This window comes from Zooshikella harenae, assembly GCF_018837975.1.
GTDB lineage: Bacteria > Pseudomonadota > Gammaproteobacteria > Pseudomonadales > Zooshikellaceae > Zooshikella > Zooshikella harenae.
This window is the reverse complement of record NZ_JAGSOY010000014.1, coordinates 1-16,307: the sequence shown is the minus strand read 5'-3', so window position 1 is coordinate 16,307 and position 16,307 is coordinate 1. Positions and strand designations below refer to the sequence as shown.

The window sequence follows — 16,307 nt, the reverse complement described above, 5'->3', positions numbered from 1 at the left end:
CTTACCCTTTCAAAATTTCCTGTTAAAAATAAGGTGTTTTAGATTATTTAAGGGAGATTAGTCAAATTATATCTAAAAATTAGCGTTAGATTATCAAAAATTTTATTCAAAAAAAAAAAAATGCCTGCTGTTAACAGCAGGCATTTCTATACTTACCACTTTAACTAAAGTGATCCTAGTTAAACAATAACGCTCAGCTTTGTCCTTATCGACTCATTTCAAGCAGCAGTTTATTTAAGCGATGTACATAGTTTGAAGGATCTTCCAACTGTCCACCCGCAGCTAACTTCGCTTGATCAAACAATACCTCTGTCAGGTCATTAAAGCGATCAACATCCTGTTCATCATGAAGACGTGCAACTAAAGGATGGGTGGGATTAATTTCAAACGTAGGCTTGGACTCAGGCATTTTTTGCCCAGCAGCTTCCATCACCTTACGCATTTGAATACCCAGGTCATATTCACTCAACACCAGACAAGCAGGAGAGTCTGTCAAACGATGACTTAATTTAACTTCTTCAACTTTATCTTTTAATACTTCTTTAATTTTTTCAATTAAATCTGCTTTTTCTTTGCTGGCTTCTTCAATGGCTTTCTTATCTTCTTCAGAGTCAAGTTTGCCTAGATCCAGATCGCCTTTTGAAACATCAACAAATTTCTTACCATCAAACTCCATAAGTTGTTGGATAAGCCATTCATCAATACGATCATAAAGTACCAGCGCTTCAATACCTTTCTTGCGGAATATTTCCAGATGAGGGCTGTTTTTCGCAGTCTGGTAGTTTTCACCCAGCACGTAGTAAATCTTATCTTGTCCCTCAGACATACGACCGATATAGTCTTCAAGGGATTGGTTCTGCTCGTCATTGTCAGTATGCGTTGTGGCAAAACGGAGCAGCTTGGCAATTTTTTCTTTGTTGTTGTAATCCTCAGCGGGTCCTTCTTTTAGCACCTGACCAAATGTTTTCCAGAATTCAGCATATTGTTCTGGCTCTTTTTTAGCCATTTTGGCAAGCATATCAAGTACACGCTTGGTCAATGCCGAACGCATGCTATCAATTTTTGGATTATTTTGAAGAATTTCTCTAGAAACGTTCAGTGGCAGGTCGTTAGAGTCTACCGTACCTTTAACAAAACGCAGGTACAATGGCAAAAACTGCTCAGCGTCATCCATAATAAAGACACGTTGAACATACAATTTTAAGCCACGCTGTACATCACGATTCCACAGATCAAAAGGCGCACGCTTTGGAATGTACAATAAACTCGTGTATTCCGCTTTACCTTCTACCTTGTTATGACTCCAGGTTTGAGGCTCATCAAAATCATGACTGATGTGTTTATAAAACTCTTTGTACTCGTCGTCTGTAATTTCATTACGTGGACGCGTCCATAATGCAGTTGCCGTATTAACTGTTTCGTACTCAACCACATCGTCTGCTTTTTTCTCTTCTTCTTCATCCCCTGTAGGTGTAGCTTCTTTCACCATTTCAATGGGTAATGAAATATGATCTGAGTATTTACGAATAATATTGCGTAGACGGAAACCATCAGCAAACTCTTCACAATCAGATTTTAAGTGCAGGGTGATTTTAGTACCACGACCTGCTTTTTCGGCTGGTTCAACAGTAAAGTCGCCTTCTCCAGCAGACTCCCAGCAGGTTGCTTCTTCAGTGCCTGCATGACGCGATACCACTGAAACCCGATCCGCCACAATAAATGCTGAGTAAAACCCGACCCCAAACTGACCAATCAAGTGTGCGTCTTTCTTTTGATCACCTGTTAACGACTCCAGAAACTGAGCAGTACCTGAGTTCGCGATAGTGCCAAGATGATCGATCATGTCCTGACGCGTCATACCAATGCCGTTATCTTCAACAGCAATTGTTTTGGCTTCTTTATCAAACTCAATGCGAATTTTTAAATCTGGGTCATTAGAGAGTAATTCGGATTTATCTAACGCAGCAAAACGTAATTTATCGACTGCATCAGAGGCATTAGAAACCAGCTCACGTAAAAATATTTCTTTATTGGAATACAAAGAGTGAATCATCAGGTGAAGTAATTGTTTTACTTCGGTCTGAAAACCAAGTGTTTCCTTTTTAGTTTCTACTGTCATGTGCTGTTGACCTTCCACTGACGTTGAACTTACTCCGAGCGGCCTCGGAATTCACAATTGACTGCAAGATGGGGTGGTTTTTTTATTTTTCAAGGGGAGACATAGTTAATAATGGTTGCTCACCTGGTAATTGGTTTGAATTTTGGCTCCAAGGCAAGGTTCCACGTAACCGTGTCTGCTTATTTAAGCGTAAATCCAGTGACACAAAACGTGGCGTCACATGAAGTATAAAGCTTTGAGGTTTGGCTAAATGATCTTTAAGAGAAGGTCTTTTTGCATTATTGGGGCGAGTAAGTTGAGAAAACACCAAGGGATAATCGTGGATATCCAACATTTGCCCCATAGTTAACGTGCTATCAGGAAATGTAATTCGTAGCTCGCGAATAGGCACAATATCATTGACTTGTTGGCGCTCAGCAATCACCAGCTGGCCTTTCCGCCATTCAATATAATTTGGTGTAAAGGGTTCATTATCTAAGGTACCCATCATTGGTAAATGCAATAATGCCTGTTGACGTTCTGCTTGCCAGTCTTTAACGGGTGCCAACAGAGGACCAGGCTCATTATTGGGTTCAACCAGCCATTCCTGTAATGGTTCAATCAGCGATGAGTATTTCGCAGGATTAGTAAATTGCATATTATGAAGGGCTACAGCGGCAGTAATAAGACTAATCCCCTGCACTAACATAATGACTCTTAACCTATCCCAGTGATGCCAGACATACTCCAACGCTAACACAGGCACAACCAGACACTTCAGTAAGGACCATCCATTCTGCCGCCAAATGAAATAATAGAGAAATGGTAAGCTTAAGCCGAATACCCCTAAAGCGGCGTACAAAATATATTCTTCTACAACCAAAATAGTGACCAATACGTCAAAAAACAGGTTGCCAACTTTATCACACCCAAACAGGGAATGAATAGCTCATCTTAGTCTCTGATCATCGCAGCTCAATATCTTCCTGGCTAACAGTAGCTCACCACTACCATGCCCTTACCACTGGCTTATACCTCACCCTCTGTCTGTTAAAATGGCATGTTTTGCTGACTAACCGCGTAGTGATGAGGAGGGTTGTTCTGAAATAGCAGTAACCTTAGGTTTTAACGGAGTAATCACCATTGCTTTTAACACAGCTGAGTGGAACTCACGCTGATATAAAATGATAACCACTAATACTGTAGCCAACATGTAAAACCAAGGATTAAGAAACCAGGCTAATGTTGCCAAACCAAAATAAAAGGCTCGTAAGCCATAGTTAAACCGGTTCGCAGCCAAGGACAACACTTTAGCTAACCGTAAAGCATAATTACTCCGCTCCTGAACACTCACGTCCGTTTCTGAAGGAACGGGGGCACTGCCAAGTAACACTGAGGCAAAATTATATTGGCGCAAACTCCAGGTAAATGTGAAAAACGCATAAACGAAGATGACTAACAAAACCATGATTTTCAGTTCCCAGGCTTTGCGCGATGGTGCTGAAACCCAAGGCAGGTCAGACAGTACTAATATGGCGTGTTCTGTTGCGGTAAGGGCTGTCACTAACCCAGCAACGACTAAGATAGAGGTAGACGCAAAAAACGTAACATTACGCTCCAGGTTTGCCGTGATACTAGCATCACTTATGCGGTTTTCACGCAACAGTATGCGCGTTGCCCATTGCTGCCGATAACGGTGCAATACCTTTGCAAGACACAATTGTCTTTGCCCTTGATACTTGGCAAAAAAGCTATAACCCACCCAAGCCACAAGTGACCATAATAAAGCAACGACATCCCAAAGCATTGCATCCAATTCCTTACTATTTTGAACAGATAGGCTAATTAACGTTGAACTATATGACTCAAACTAACGGGGTATTATTACCATAAAAGGGATTAAGTTATTGCAGTACTATTGCGCGCTTAAAGGACGCTCTATCATTTGTCGTTGATATAAAATACTGCTACTGTAGTACTTTCATACCTAATTGTTTTGCAATCTGAATAACCCAGCAACGCCAATATGCGTTACCATTGAGCACAGATGTCAATTCAAGTAGTTTAAAAATATATCGCTTTCAATGAGTCACCTTAACCAGCCACTCATCGGCGCAAGCTATGCCTTAGGCTCAGCGCTCGTAGGCAGCATTACTGCAGCTGCCACCAAATATGTTGCCTCACAGGTTCCTATCACATCGATCATTTTCATACAGTACTTAATGGGCAGCCTGATCCTGCTACCTTGGTTAATTCAGCACCGCAGATCAGCGCTTCGTACACAGTGTTTACCTCTTCATATTGTAAGAGCAGTAAGTGGTTGGCTGAGCTTTTGGTGCTTTTATATGGCGTTGTCCCATATCCCTTTAGTGGATGCCATGCTATTACGCAATGCCGCACCACTGTGTATTCCACTAGTACTGTTAATCTGGCTTAACATTCGAATTCCCAAAGCGCGTTGGCTGCCGCTCATTTTAGGCTTCATCGGTATTACGTTAATTCTACGGCCTGGAATAAATAGCTTATCGATCTGGCATGTCGTAGGCTTTGGTTCAGCCATCAGTTTGGCCTGGTCTATGATTTCAACTCGAGAACTGGCTGCGAGTGAACCTAGCAAGCGTATTGTCTGGTACTATTTCACTCTATCCCTGCTGTTTAGTCTGCCTATGACGTATATGGGCTGGCAGCCTATACCACTGAAGCTTTGGCCATGGTTAATGGGTATAGGCATAGGTATTTATGCACTTATGCGGCTTTATACCAATGCATATCGCTATGCTAAAGCCAGTATTGTTGCCCCAGTCAGTTACAGCAACATAGTCTTTTCTGGGGTACTCGGTTGGCTTATCTGGTCTCACACACCTGATCTGATCAGTACTCTGGGTGCATTCTTTGTTATTGGCGGAGGCCTACTCACCCTTAGCCTTAATAAAGCGCCAGACTATAAGCCAGCCCAAACACCAAAAAAAACAGCCCCGTCTTAGGTGGCAACATATAACGATCTTTCAACTCCTTCTTAAGCAATGCAAGGAGCCCAGGTAACAATAGCAAGGGCACAAAAAGCCAGTACACTGTCAGTAATTTGCCCCAATACCACATAAGCAAGCTAACAACATAACACACCAGCAGCAAACCGTAGTACAGACTAAGACTTCGCCCTAAGCCCCAGCGAACGGTTAAGGTCTGCATGCCTTGTTGTTCATCAACATCGATATCACGAATTTCATTACTTAGTAATAACAAAGCAGAAAGCACACTCACTGGGATAGCTTCCAGCATAACGCTGTTACTCCAATCTCCTGCAACAGCGTAATATGCCCCAGCCACCATTAACACCCCCATCAACCAAAACACACAGGGTACACCCAGTCCTTTAGCCTTATAGTTAATCGGTTCTCCCGTATAGCCATAGCCTCCTACTAAGCCGACAGCACCTAACAGGAGTATTCCCCACCCCACTTGCCACGTCAGCCAAAGCCCTATTAGCACTGCAATACCCGCAGCAACCATACCACCTAAGGTGTGTTGTCGAATGGTCGCTAACACCTGAGCTTTTTGTGGATGCTCGCTAACACTAGCCTGCTCCCATAATGGCTGATCACTATGATTATTTAATAAATTGACAGCAACCTGTAACAGTATGCCAGCAACCATCACCGCAACTGCACGAAGATCATCGCCCAATCCATCTCGATAGGCGAGTAACACCCCCAAACCACAGGTAATAATGGCCACACTGTAAGAAAAAGGTCTGAGCGCTCGTTTCAATGTGTATTTTTTTGGATCTAACATGATTATCCGCAAGCTAGCTAAATCACAGCACATAGCAACTTCAATACAACATGTTAGGCATATGTATTGAGGGTATGTACATATCGATGAAATGACAGAGGTGCAGTGTAATCAGTTACAAGCACTGTGTCACATAGGCACTGTACGTATTACTATTAAATACACTACGAAGGGAAATTTGCAGAAGGAGGCTGAAAATAATTAGCCAGAGCATGACATACTCTGGCTAATATGGCTTTAGCGACTAAGCCATGAACGGATTAAGACCACGACTTAGGATCGTAAAGTGTTTAAAGCTGAGCTTTTATCTGTGCTATGCGCTCAGAGGTAGATGGATGGCTTGAGAAGAAACCACCGCCCTCACCTGAATAGCGCTGCAGCTTCTGAAAGGCGCTGACCATAGCATTCGCGTTGTAGCCATTCTGCTTCATAAACTTCACACCGAAGGTATCAGCTGCTAGCTCATCTTCTTGAGAAAAGTGGGCACCCACAAATTCTTCTGCTAACTCTCCCGCTTCAGATCGTGCATACTCACCAATTTTACCACCAGAGGCTGATAACCCTTTACGTGCAGCAGATGTTAGCAAGGTTGACTTGTACTGATTGAATGAATGCTTAAGAATCACGTGACCAATCTCGTGTCCAATCACACTGAGCAACTCTTGATCATTCATTTTATCCATAAGCCCAGAATACACCCGCACTGTACCGTCAGGCATCGCAAATGCATTCAGATCTTTATTTTCATACACTTTATAGTTGAATGTTATGCCCTGAATGCTCTGATGTTTTTTCACCAGTTTACTAAGACGTTGTTGGTATTTGCTGTTGGCAGGTGCCACTTTAACTTTCTTATCCATCTCAGTAGCAGACAATCGAGCACTATCAATCACTTCAACTTCAGTGATTGTCATAGCGGTCACTGCATCTCCCAACGCATCAGATGCCAATGAGTTAGATTGCAACTCATCCAATTTACAACCGGAAAGACTGATTGCAAATACCGCAGATGCAGCCATTACAGTTAACTTCTTCATTCCTGATTGCCTCTCCACATGATAAAAAAACAAGTTTTACCAACTGCCTTGATTCAAAATTAGTCAATAAATGTTCATCACACGCTTCAAGCTAAGGCAGCTGACAGCAAAATTAAACAACATACCAGTCACAGGGAAATCAGTTTACTCGCCACTTACCCTGTTTAAAATAACCCTACTAGTACGTTAGATTAGTATGCAGGCGCGCAACATACAGGGTAAAACGATCAATGGTCAAACCCATGATTAGACGCCTATCACAAAGCGGTATTGATCCCCCTAAAGAATTTACAATCCCTTACCTAGTCACACAAAATCGCCACACCAATTCGTCATATAAACTACACCTAGGTTTGCTCTCATAAGTGATCAATCGCATGGGGTTGAATATCTACTACTGTTGTCCGTTGTTCTGCTAATCCCATTGAGACTAAGTTAAGCTGTTGTGCCTGGTGTTGTGCAAACTGTTGTTTATTCTGCCAACCATACCACTGTTGCTGGATAAGCACTTGTGCTGAAGGTCCACCCAGCGTATTACCTGGTCCTAATAAAATAATACGGTCAGGTGCATACTCTTTGATAGCCACTTCAAGACTGCAACTAAAGTCATAAGGGGTAGTGACTTGGGTTTGCAACGTGTACTGCATTAATTCATCGGCTCTTGTTGTCCAAGGCAACCATTGATGTCCCCGTCCATCAATCAATGGGGTAGCAGGTGGATTAAGCGGTAAATCCTGTAATCGTTGGCACGCAATAGTGGATATGGTCTGCATCAGAGGAGTATGAAATGCGGCATGTCCTGCAATCACTTGAGGGTAACCACCTGGCTGTGGTTCTAATTGTTGCGCTAATAAACGAATACCCAGCTCGTTCCCAGCAAGAATTAAGTACCCACCAAGCTCAATAGAAATAGACAGCTCAGCATCTTCATGAGCTTGCATAATGTCATCCATCGTTTCCATCACCTTAGCTCGCACTTCAGGCTGATAGTGCCACTTATCATCCACCCAGGAGTAAATCAGTTGTTGACCTGTCCCCTGCTGATCCATTAACCGCCCCATGGTGGTAACCAATGACAAACCTGCCACAGGAGATAATGCACCGGCCACCGCCAGTGCTGTATACCAACCCATGGAGTTACCCAGCACGGCCACAATATCAAGTTCATCTTGCTGAATAGCTAAAAAATCTGCATAGCTACAGGCATAAATTAGTGCAGCACCATTCTCACCAGAGTTATGTAACGGTCGCTGAAAACGTTCTGCCTGATCTAATGCACTTATCGTCTTTAAATGATGCTGTAACCGATATTCATCCAGCGCATGCAATAACTCACTCTGATGAGCATGAAAACGCTGTAAATACCCCAAGTCAGCCCGCTGATAACTGGCCCTACCTGGACACACCACAATGGCAGTTTGTTTTGGCCTCGCTGCTTTGACAGCTGTTTGCGACTGCTTCATGCGATGCCTCCTGCTGTTAGCTCTGAGCTAGTGGACGGCATGTCATGATTAACCCCAGGATAGTTATGATTAACTCCAGAATAGTTATGCCACATGTGCCGTACTCGCTGAACAATTTCGTCACATTGAGGAAGTACCAGGTTGGCTGCAGGCCCTAATGGAATAAAACTATCTGCTGCTGTAATGCGTTCCACAATAGGTAATGGCTGAAGCCGCTCAACAAATAAAGTCACCAATTGCTCGCTGACCGATCCTGTTTGTCGGCACTCGTCGACGATAAGGATATGAGAACAGTCCTGAACTTCTTTTACTAAACCATCTGTACAAATAGGTGCTAACCAACGTAAATCAATGAGCTTGATGGGCAAACCATCCTGCTGTTCTAGTATACGAGCAGCTTGTTGTGCCAATCTCACACCATTACCATAAGTAATAATGACAATGGGCTCTTTGTTGCCATAAACCGCAATCTCACCAATGTCTATGGTTTTACCTGCAGCAGGCATCGGATAAGGATGAGTCCATAAATTATCACCCGTTTGATGTAAATCTTTTGTGGTATAAAGCGCAATGGGTTCAATAAAAACCACTATCCGTTGCTGCTGCCACGCATAAGCTACCGCACTGCGTAGCATCGCAACGGCATCAGCCCCATTTGCAGGGCACGCTATCACTAAACCTGGAATATCACGTAATACAGCCAGTGAATTATCATTATGGAAATGACCACCAAAACCCCGTTGATAGGCTAACCCCGCAATACGAATCACCATCGGGTTGGTAAATTGCCCTTGAGAAAAGAACGCTAACGTCGCCGCTTCACCCCTTACTTGATCTTCAGCATTGTGCAAATACGCCAGAAACTGTATTTCCGGCATCGGTAAAAAACCATTATGAGATAAACCAATGGCCAACCCCAGGATACTTTGTTCGTCCAATAAGGCATCCATTACCCGGGCTGGACCAAACTTTTGCTGTAAGCGATTTGTAACGCCATAGACACCGCCTTTTTTTCCCACATCCTCACCACAAATTACGAGTTGTGGATACTGTAATAACAAGTCTGCTAAAGCAAAATTAAGTAATTTATTCAGTGGCTGGGGCTGAGATAATTGCCGCCATTCATTACCAAATAAAGACTTGCGCTCATCCTCTGTGGGTAAATGGGGTAATGTCCTCCGTTGCGCACAGGCGGTGACTGTCGACATCACCTGTCCTCGAGTGGTTAATTTAGGACGCGTCACGACTTCGCGGGCCACCCGAGATATTTGATCCCAGTACTGCTGACAACCCGTGATAATATCCTGTGCAGACATTATTTTAAGATCGAGCAATATTCGTGCACTGTAAAGTAACGGGTCCTGCTGTTCTTGCCGTTGAATCTCATGGGGCATTAAATAGCTGGTTTGCGCATCAGAACCTGCATGGCCATATAAACGAATTGCTCTTAGGTGCAATAATGCAGGACGACGATAACGTCGTACATAATTAACAGCTTTAATTGATGCTTGATAGGCGGCAAGCATATCCAAACTATCGGCATAAAAATATTTTATGCCTGGTCGTTGCTTACAACTCATAGCCACCCAATCGCCAGGTGTTTTAACCGAAATGCCTAAACCATTATCCTCACAGACAAATAGCAGTGGTAACGGCAAATGCCGATAGTGAATCCATGCCGCGGTATTTAAGGCACCTTGTGCCGTAGAATGATTGAGTGATGCATCACCAAAACTACACATCACTATCGCATCACTCGCCAAAACACCTTGGCTGTTCAACTGTTTATGTAAAGGAATGCTATAGGCTGTACCCACGGCTTTGGGCAAGTGTGAGGCAATCGTGCTGGTTTGTGGGGGAATATTCAGTGGTAAGCTACCAAAGACCTTATGGCGCCCACCCGCAATGGGATCTTCTGCCGCAGCAGCAAAAGCCAGCAACATATCATAAAGGGGCGTACTGCCGGGTAATAATTTACTCCGTTGCATAAACAGTGCACCACTGCGATAGTGCAGAAACAACATGTCCTGCAACCCCAGCAACTGACCCAACACCACATTCCCCTCATGCCCAGCACTACCAATGGTATAAAACCCTTGCCCTTGCTGCTGCATTTGCCGGGCTTTCAAGTCCAGTAACCGGCTCAACAGTTGACTATGAAACATATCCTTAACCACTTCAGGTGTTAACCCAACTGTTTTAAGGTCAACGGTATGTTCTCTTTTGGGTAGTTCTTCCTTTAATACTAATTCGCAAAACGCATTCACACGGGCTTCATCCACTTGCCTCATTCGACCCTCCCTGGCCTGTGTATTATTCATCCTTAGTAGCATTAAAAAGCGGCATTAAATAAAGAAGTGGCATTAACTAAATGCAGGAATCCCTGTCTGCGCTTTTCCTAAGATCAGGGCATGAATATCATGGGTACCCTCATACGTATTGACTGCTTCCAAGTTGAGCATATGACGAATCACTGGGTATTCATCGGCAATTCCGTTTCCGCCTAACATATCCCTCGCCTGTCGGGCAATAGTGAGTGCTTTACCACAGGCATTACGTTTGACCATGGATATCATTTCTGGCGTCACCTGTTGTTCATCCATTAACCGCCCTACACGTAAACTGGCTTGCAATGCCAATGCAATTTCAGTTTGCATATCGGCGAGTTTTAACTGCACCAGTTGATTAGCGGCTAAAGGTTGCGAAAACTGCTTTCTATCCAATGTATATTGACGTGCGGTATACCAACAACATTCAGCAGCACCTATCGCCCCCCATGAAATGCCATAGCGGGCTTTATTGAGGCAGCTAAAGGGACCTTTTAAACCAGCTACATTGGGTAAAATTTGTTCTTCAGAGACAAAGACATCATCCAATACAATTTCACCGGTGACAGAGGCGCGCAATGAAAATTTGCCATGAATGGTCGGGGTGGAAAGACCTTTGCAGTCCCTTTCCACTAAAAAGCCTCGGACTTGCCCCTCAAGCTTGGCCCAGACCACACAAAGATCAGCAATAGGTGAATTAGTAATCCACATTTTGTTGCCCGTTAACGTATATCCTCCTGTTACTTTTACCGCTCGAGTTAACATACTGCCTGGATCAGATCCCGCATCTGGTTCTGTTAACCCAAAACATCCCACCCACTCCCCTTTCGCTAATAAGGGCAAATATTTTTGTTTTTGTTGATCAGAACCAAATGCCCAAATAGGATACATCACTAACGACGACTGGACACTCAGGGCTGAGCGATAACCACTATCCACGCGTTCTATTTCTCTGGCAACAAGACCATAGGCTACGTGATTAACATTGGCGCAACCATAGGCTTCAGGTAATGTACAACCCAATAAACCTAAACGGCCCATTTCACTCATTATTTCACGATGAAAAAACTCTTTTCGAAATGCTTCTTTGACTCTGGGTGTTAGCTCTTGCTGGGCATAATCTCTTGCACTATCCCTGATCTGTCGTTCTTCAGCTGATAACTGTTGCTCGATCAACAAAGGGTCTTCCCAAATAAATTGAGGTTTTGAAACAGTCGACGCTTGATTCATAATCCTTACCACACACTTTAAAGCGTTTTATACCCTTGGTGAGGGATATAAAAACACGCCTACATTTTAGTGAATAATTATTGTCATTTTTCCTTTCTTTACCGCATTATGCTAAAGCACCTTACAAACTACAAGCTGTATGCTATTAAAAACAGTCTATACATTTCGCGAATGGCGTTTAGTTTTCATTGCCTATTAAAAATGACGCAGGATTATGATTGAAATATTTCTTTAAAATAAATAGTGTAATACTGTAATTGTTCTAAAACCTATTATTAAGCAGTGAGATCATAGGGCAAATGGCCTGTCAAAAATAAAGCCCTAAAAATAATTCGTGATGAATAAAGATTGTGCCAATGCAGCACATGAATTAATTTGTTCCTCCCGCAGCAGAAGACCATCCCTGGTCTCTACTGCTCACGGTGCTCCCAGCACCTGTTTCACAAACCAACTCAAGCACTGCAAACCCTCATCTTGCTATACCTCAATCACAATTAAATGAATATCTGTGGTATTTCGATGTACACAATGGGTAGACAAAGGCTGGATAATGCGCATCGAACTGTTTGCCGCAAGGAAGCGGCAGCCAAGCCTCCAGGGAAGAATTCACGGCGTGTTCGAAGGGTGTTATACAGACGTTAGGCAAAGGTGCTTTAGATACTTTCACACGCCGCATTTACAATGCATAAGAATAAAATCATTATTTCTAATATTAATTAAAGGGGAATAATTTAAAAGCAGCTACCCTAACAGGCTTCCTTGCCTAATAGAGTATATAGGAGGTGAGAATTTCTGGCAGGCACTTTAGGTAAAAACATTATAAAGATCATCCTGATCAAAAGAAGTCTATAAAGGAATGACATGCGTTGCTAAGTGAGTGCCATGTTGTTTTCCTGAAAGATGTAGCTTTACTTCCTGTCCAGGCTTTAGCTGATATGAACCTGGCTCATTAAAACTCATATGATTAATATAAACTTTACTAACACCATCAATATCAATGCACCCTATTCCATTATTTTGACAATACCATTTTACATGTCCAACATATTGAATATTCACTTTATTTCTCCTTATATATCCCTTCCACTTTTAACCTTATCTTAAATCAAAAATACACTACCTGTATTCCACAAACCATTACCAAAATCAAAAAAACACACTATTTTTCCAACTAAAAACTAAAAACTCTAATAAAAAACCTTCTTTGCAGAGCCTTTACTACTAAGTACAGTTAGGCCAATTATTAACACACTTTTTTAAAACTCAACAAAGAAGCAAATACCAGACACTGTTTATTTTATAAACTTACGACGGCCAGCCATCAGTAAGCCCAGACTTAATAAAGCCACAGAAGTAGGCTCAGGTACTTTAGTCAACGTACCAAAGGTGTACAGATCAGTGGCATCATTTTCTGCTGTGAAATAATCGGGACCCAACTCAACAGTTGAACCATCCGCATCAAATGAACTATAAATAAATAATTCATAGGCCATATCATCAATCATTAAATCTATCGTTACAGGAAAGCCTGCTAACGTCGTTAATGAGAAAAAGTCATCACATATTGAACCCTGAGGATTACCAAAAGGACAACCTGCGGCATTGAGTGTTTCATTAAACTCAATATCAAATAATGTTACTAATGTCTTTCCATAATCTCCTACAGGTACTAGAGCAGGAACATCAGGGTCTGCAATTTGAGCTGCTGTTGCGAGCGCCAAAGCCGTACCCTCAATAGAAGCTGACTGGAAACCCACCCCAAGTGTACTACTCAAAGATAAAGCACCTAAAATTTGAGCAGTCTCTAAAGTAGCAAATGAACCATTCAACACATTGTTATTATGTGTGATAACTGACAGCTCATAAGGGGTATCCAAGGCTGCTATTGAAACTGTCTTATGACTTAATAGCTCCAAATTACTTTGGTCACCACCAGCACTAATAGGCACCCCCCAACTTAATATACTGCTTAGGTCCGCCCCAAGATCAGCGTCAACAATAGTAGCAGCAGGAGCAGCACCAGGACCTACTGTAGGATTTTGGAAGATACCAGAACCCGAAACTATTGATAGATCAAGGATACCTGCTTGTGTATTTACAGCAGCAGCAAGACATGAAACCGTAAATAATTGAGTAAGTTTTGATAAGCGCATTTTCATTTCTCCTTTTTACCATATTTATTGAGTGTTCAAACCGTTCCACCCTCAATAGTGCAAGGAGGTTGCCAATACGAAAAAATATTAAAATATCAAGATGTTACCTTTTAGTTAGACAACTAAAAAACGCTTATTGATAAGTGACTCAACAACCAGACTCCGTTATATTGCAGATAATTAGGCTATACAACAATTTAGCTATAGTAGCGGTGTAAAAAAATTATCGTCCCTTTGCTAAAGCCTGGCTAATCCCTACTCGAAAACACCGTGAATCCTTGCTGGAGACTTGGTCAATCACTGACATACATTGAAAGACCACAGGTGTTCATTTAATTATGATTGAGGTATAGCAAAATGTATGGGGTCGCAATGCTTGAATAGGGTTGTGAAACAGGTGCAGGGAGCACGGTAAGCAGTAGTAACCCCGGAAGGTATCTATAAATAACACACGTTAAGTATTTCTTACTTTAATAAAAAAGTCAAAATCTCGAGCAATGGTATTTCCCTGACTACTCACCTCATCAACCGTGTTTAAACGTAAGTGAATGCGAATAGCTACAACTCTGCTCATATCAGAAACTAAATCTGCTGTGACATAACGGTTTGGCACTCCGTCAACATTGGTATCCTCGCCATACAGAAACGTCATCTCTTCAACGCCTCGGACCAATTCTTCGGCTGCACTTAAACCTTCCTGGCGCCATAATGACATTACAGTACTGCCTTGATTATTCGGAAAACCCGAGTTTGCCAAATAATAAACCGTTGACTCCATTTTATAGATGGCCGCATCTTCTCCATAAGATGTTCCATCTTCTGTTAACTCTTTCTTTACATTACCTGGGTCAATTGAGCCACCGGTATTATGCACAATGTTGTATTCTGAGCCACTTTTCATCGTTGTTAAATTTGTGATCTGAAATAAAGTAGCTTTCGTACAATCACTGATTAAGACAATCTCTTCATCTTCCAATGTTATATTGGCCTCTACTTTAATATCCGCTGAAGTATCGGGCATTGCTTTGGTTACTTTGGCTCCCTCATCAGAAGCACGACGGATGACTAAAATATCTGCAGAAGTACTGGGCTTGAGGTTCTGAATTTGGGTATTCAGTGTAGGAGACCACATACTACTTTTATAAACATAACCAGAAAATATCGTCCCCATGTCCAGTAAATAATCAATATCAGAAGGTTTTAATCGGTTAATAAAATTGCTTAACGTGACTTTTGAGAGGCAGCCCATATAACCCGCCATCCGGATATCATGACTGATTAAATCAAATGCCAGGCGAGCATTATCTTGTAATCGGGATAATCCATTGACAACACGGTAGGATTGCTGATTGGCATTAAAAATACTAATCATCCCCCCCATTAGTACTAAGCCAAGTAGCATCGATATCAATAACTCAATCAATGTAAATCCTTTTACACGACCCATTGAGTACATAGTTGAAATATCCTTTTCTAGTATCCTCTTGTCATAAAAGTGTATACCTTAGTGTTTCTGTCGAACAGAAAGTCATAAAAACTTAACAAGCCGGCGTGACGTGTTGATTAAAGATCAAACACGCCAAATCGGCTAATAAAATATTACTAATTTAATACACAACAAATAGAGACTTAGCAAGCCTAAAAAAACATAAAAAACTAATCATTATGAATAAAATTTTGCGCAACTTTCATTCCATAAGCATCAAACTTTGCGTAAATCAATGGGGCATCGTAATAATGATTAGGGTTAACCCTTAATACTTTATAACTCGCAGTCAACTGCCCATCTGGTGCAAATTCTTGAAAAACAAACTGCTCTTTTATCTTGTCATTTACTGAACTTTTATACTTTTTCAAGCTAAACTCGTGTTCCTCGGGAATATCAAGTAAACGTTTAAACAATAACTCATTTACAGATGATTCATCCAACAGTACCATCTCTAGCCTCCTTGTAATTGATAAACCTATCAAAAATATCTACAGCAAAAAAGGTAAGCTAGGGGTAGGCATAAATAGCGCCAACCTGTTTTATAGTTTAATGACCTTTATAATCTTAACATCACACACCAAGCATCATCAGCACTCGCGCAATAGTAATTATTAGTGACAGTTTTATTAGCCATTAAAATCAGTTCCAATGACTCATTATGTGTAAAAAACTTCAACAGCATTATATTTTCTTACTCAATTAAAAAAACAGCTTTAGT

13 protein-coding genes are annotated in these 16,307 nt (G+C 41.9%); 1 reads left to right on the top strand and 12 read right to left on the bottom strand.

Features of this window, described 5'->3' with window-relative positions; genetic code table 11:
* Positions 1-205: 205 nt before the first annotated feature.
* The 3 genes from htpG to KCG35_RS08240 all read right to left on the bottom strand — a co-directional run bounded on the left by htpG (position 206) and on the right by KCG35_RS08240 (position 3,905).
* Positions 206-2,119: a molecular chaperone HtpG gene (gene htpG / locus KCG35_RS08250; RefSeq protein ID WP_215819213.1), complete on the bottom strand. Its 1,914-nt coding sequence runs from the start codon at positions 2,117-2,119 to the stop codon at positions 206-208.
* A gap of 82 nt (positions 2,120-2,201) precedes the next feature.
* Positions 2,202-2,981 carry a hypothetical protein gene (locus KCG35_RS08245; protein WP_215819212.1) on the bottom strand — a complete coding sequence of 260 codons (780 nt, stop codon included), beginning with the start codon at positions 2,979-2,981 and terminating at the stop codon, positions 2,202-2,204.
* A gap of 189 nt (positions 2,982-3,170) precedes the next feature.
* The gene (locus KCG35_RS08240; RefSeq protein ID WP_215819211.1) at positions 3,171-3,905 is read right to left on the bottom strand and encodes a DUF599 domain-containing protein; all 735 of its coding nucleotides are present in this window, start codon (positions 3,903-3,905) and stop codon (positions 3,171-3,173) included.
* Positions 3,906-4,182: 277 nt separating this feature from the next.
* Here KCG35_RS08240 and KCG35_RS08235 point away from each other — a divergent pair, with 277 nt between their 5' ends.
* Positions 4,183-5,082, top strand: a complete 900-nt coding sequence (locus tag KCG35_RS08235) for a DMT family transporter (protein ID WP_215819210.1) — start codon at positions 4,183-4,185, stop codon at positions 5,080-5,082.
* On the opposite strand, the gene KCG35_RS08230 is transcribed toward KCG35_RS08235, so the two are convergent.
* From KCG35_RS08230 to KCG35_RS08190, 9 genes are all read right to left on the bottom strand, one after another.
* Entirely contained in the window at positions 5,024-5,890 is an 867-nt protein-coding gene (locus KCG35_RS08230; protein ID WP_215819209.1) for a prenyltransferase, read from the bottom strand. The two genes, KCG35_RS08235 and KCG35_RS08230, sit on opposite strands and share 59 nt — an antisense overlap.
* Positions 5,891-6,180: 290 nt before the next feature.
* Positions 6,181-6,927 carry a M48 family metallopeptidase gene (locus KCG35_RS08225; protein ID WP_215819208.1) on the bottom strand — a complete coding sequence of 249 codons (747 nt, stop codon included), beginning with the start codon at positions 6,925-6,927 and terminating at the stop codon, positions 6,181-6,183.
* Positions 6,928-7,286: 359 nt separating this feature from the next.
* A complete protein-coding gene (locus KCG35_RS08220; protein ID WP_215819207.1) occupies positions 7,287-8,390 on the bottom strand; it encodes an ACP S-malonyltransferase in 1,104 nt (367 codons plus the stop codon).
* Positions 8,387-10,681 (bottom strand): thiamine pyrophosphate-dependent enzyme, encoded by a 2,295-nt coding sequence (locus tag KCG35_RS08215; RefSeq protein ID WP_215819206.1) that lies wholly within the window; start codon positions 10,679-10,681, stop codon positions 8,387-8,389. The genes KCG35_RS08220 and KCG35_RS08215 overlap by 4 nt, the downstream gene beginning before the upstream one ends.
* Before the next feature lie 72 nt (positions 10,682-10,753).
* Positions 10,754-11,947 carry an acyl-CoA dehydrogenase gene (locus tag KCG35_RS08210; protein WP_215819205.1) on the bottom strand — a complete coding sequence of 398 codons (1,194 nt, stop codon included), beginning with the start codon at positions 11,945-11,947 and terminating at the stop codon, positions 10,754-10,756.
* A gap of 846 nt (positions 11,948-12,793) precedes the next feature.
* Positions 12,794-13,006, bottom strand: coding sequence for a cold shock domain-containing protein (locus KCG35_RS08205; RefSeq protein ID WP_215819204.1), 213 nt, complete (start codon positions 13,004-13,006; stop codon positions 12,794-12,796).
* A gap of 233 nt (positions 13,007-13,239) precedes the next feature.
* Positions 13,240-14,100, bottom strand: coding sequence for a PEP-CTERM sorting domain-containing protein (locus tag KCG35_RS08200; RefSeq protein WP_215819203.1), 861 nt, complete (start codon positions 14,098-14,100; stop codon positions 13,240-13,242).
* A 454-nt stretch (positions 14,101-14,554) separates the two neighbouring features.
* Complete coding sequence (locus tag KCG35_RS08195; protein ID WP_215819202.1) at positions 14,555-15,556, bottom strand: PilW family protein; 1,002 nt, start codon at positions 15,554-15,556, stop codon at positions 14,555-14,557.
* 200 nt (positions 15,557-15,756) lie between these two features.
* The gene (locus KCG35_RS08190; RefSeq protein ID WP_215819201.1) at positions 15,757-16,038 is read right to left on the bottom strand and encodes a hypothetical protein; all 282 of its coding nucleotides are present in this window, start codon (positions 16,036-16,038) and stop codon (positions 15,757-15,759) included.
* Positions 16,039-16,307 lie beyond the last annotated feature (269 nt).

Bases quoted from the DNA above. Each gene is read 5' to 3' on its own strand.
- KCG35_RS08225 (WP_215819208.1), bottom strand. From the start codon at position 6,927: ATGAAGAAGTTAACTGTAATGGCTGCATCTGCGGTATTTGCAATCAGT.
- KCG35_RS08220 (WP_215819207.1), bottom strand. From the start codon at position 8,390: ATGAAGCAGTCGCAAACAGCTGTCAAAGCAGCGAGGCCAAAACAAACT.
- KCG35_RS08235 (WP_215819210.1), top strand. From the start codon at position 4,183: ATGAGTCACCTTAACCAGCCACTCATCGGCGCAAGCTATGCCTTAGGC.
- KCG35_RS08210 (WP_215819205.1), bottom strand. From the start codon at position 11,947: ATGAATCAAGCGTCGACTGTTTCAAAACCTCAATTTATTTGGGAAGAC.
- KCG35_RS08200 (WP_215819203.1), bottom strand. From the start codon at position 14,100: ATGCGCTTATCAAAACTTACTCAATTATTTACGGTTTCATGTCTTGCT.
- htpG (WP_215819213.1), bottom strand. From the start codon at position 2,119: ATGACAGTAGAAACTAAAAAGGAAACACTTGGTTTTCAGACCGAAGTA.
- KCG35_RS08195 (WP_215819202.1), bottom strand. From the start codon at position 15,556: ATGTACTCAATGGGTCGTGTAAAAGGATTTACATTGATTGAGTTATTG.
- KCG35_RS08240 (WP_215819211.1), bottom strand. From the start codon at position 3,905: ATGCTTTGGGATGTCGTTGCTTTATTATGGTCACTTGTGGCTTGGGTG.
- KCG35_RS08230 (WP_215819209.1), bottom strand. From the start codon at position 5,890: ATGTTAGATCCAAAAAAATACACATTGAAACGAGCGCTCAGACCTTTT.
- KCG35_RS08190 (WP_215819201.1), bottom strand. From the start codon at position 16,038: ATGGTACTGTTGGATGAATCATCTGTAAATGAGTTATTGTTTAAACGT.
- KCG35_RS08215 (WP_215819206.1), bottom strand. From the start codon at position 10,681: ATGAGGCAAGTGGATGAAGCCCGTGTGAATGCGTTTTGCGAATTAGTA.